The organism is Xanthobacter autotrophicus (assembly GCF_029991245.1).
In the GTDB taxonomy this organism is placed as follows: domain Bacteria; phylum Pseudomonadota; class Alphaproteobacteria; order Rhizobiales; family Xanthobacteraceae; genus Xanthobacter; species Xanthobacter autotrophicus_C.
Window position 1 is genome coordinate 1 of sequence record NZ_JAIVFO010000303.1, and the last position, 1,110, is coordinate 1,110.

The following is a 1,110-nucleotide window of genomic DNA, read 5'->3' on the forward strand; positions in this document are numbered from 1 at the left end:
TGGTGCGGGATGAAGCGGCCAAGCTCGGGCTCGACGTCACGGTGGAAAAGGTCACCGACTATGCGGTGATCGCCGGCTACGGCATCGCCTCGACCCCCGGCATCGTCATCGACGGCAAGGTGGTGCATGCGGGTGGTCTGCCGAAGCCGGACGATGTCGCCCGCTGGCTCGCGGCTTGAGCACTGCCATGCTGGAATACAAGGTTCGCGCGGCGCGCATCGACGCTCACGGCAGCCTCGCCCGCACCAAGGAGGCCGAGATCACCCTCGACACCGACGTCCGCGGACGCGCCGATGCGTTCAACCCGGCGGAATTGTTCCTGGCGGCTATCGCGGCGTGCATGATCAAGGGCATCGAGCGGGTGACCCCGATGCTGAATTTCGAGTTGCGCGGGGTGGATGTCACGCTCCACGCCGTTCGGCAGGACGCGCCGCCGAAGATCGTCTCGGTGGATTACGAATTGATCATCGATACGGACGAGACGGAGCAGCGCCTGGCTTTGCTCCACACCAACGTCCGCAAGTACGGCACGATTTCGAACACCGTGGCGGAAGCAACCCGATTGGACGGGACCATCCGAAGGAAGGCATGAGCGTCGTGGGCGTGCGGACCCCGCCAGCGCGCATGCGATCAGTCGTGATCCATGAAAGGCCAAGTCCATGACGAAACGAAACGTGCGCACCGGCACCCGGTGAGCACGGAGATCGGCATACCCTTTCGGCGGTAATGCTCTGCTAGGCATCCACAAGCAGACGTTTCCGAGGTCCACAAAGGATCATCTCCAGCCCTGCCTGGCAGCCATCCGCGGGCGCGATCTAGAGCAGATCTTCCCATTGTCGTGCGCCGTGCACGACACGGACGATTTCCGCCCCCTCGTCGATCTGGCGGTACAAAATCAGGTAGTTGCCGGCTGGGAGGCTCCTCAGCTCAGGCCGCACCTCCGGCCTCGCAACGCCGATGCCTGGCATCTCCCCGATCTGCTGGCAACGGCGGTAAATATCTTCGTACCAGTGTCGGGCCGCCGAAGGATTGTCCTCGGCAATGTAAAGGGCGATGGCTTCAATGTCCGCCTCGGCCTGTGGTCGAAGCCGGTAGCTCATTCCCCCCCCC

Annotated in this window: 3 protein-coding genes; 2 read left to right on the plus strand and 1 reads right to left on the minus strand. The window is 63.5% G+C overall.

What is annotated here, in order from left to right:
- Nucleotides 1-2 precede the first annotated feature (2 nt).
- Both K9U41_RS22895 and K9U41_RS22900 read left to right on the plus strand, forming a co-directional pair.
- Nucleotides 3-179: a thioredoxin family protein gene (locus tag K9U41_RS22895; protein ID WP_282643141.1), complete on the plus strand. Its 177-nt coding sequence runs from the start codon at nt 3-5 to the stop codon at nt 177-179.
- Nucleotides 180-187: 8 nt separating this feature from the next.
- A complete protein-coding gene (locus K9U41_RS22900) occupies nt 188-592 on the plus strand; it encodes an OsmC family protein (RefSeq protein ID WP_282643139.1) in 405 nt (134 codons plus the stop codon).
- Between the two features lie 223 nt (nt 593-815).
- Here K9U41_RS22900 and K9U41_RS22905 read toward each other — a convergent pair.
- Nucleotides 816-1,110, minus strand: a 295-nt coding sequence (locus tag K9U41_RS22905; RefSeq protein WP_282643140.1) for a type II toxin-antitoxin system RelE/ParE family toxin, incomplete at its 5' end; no start/stop codon positions are given.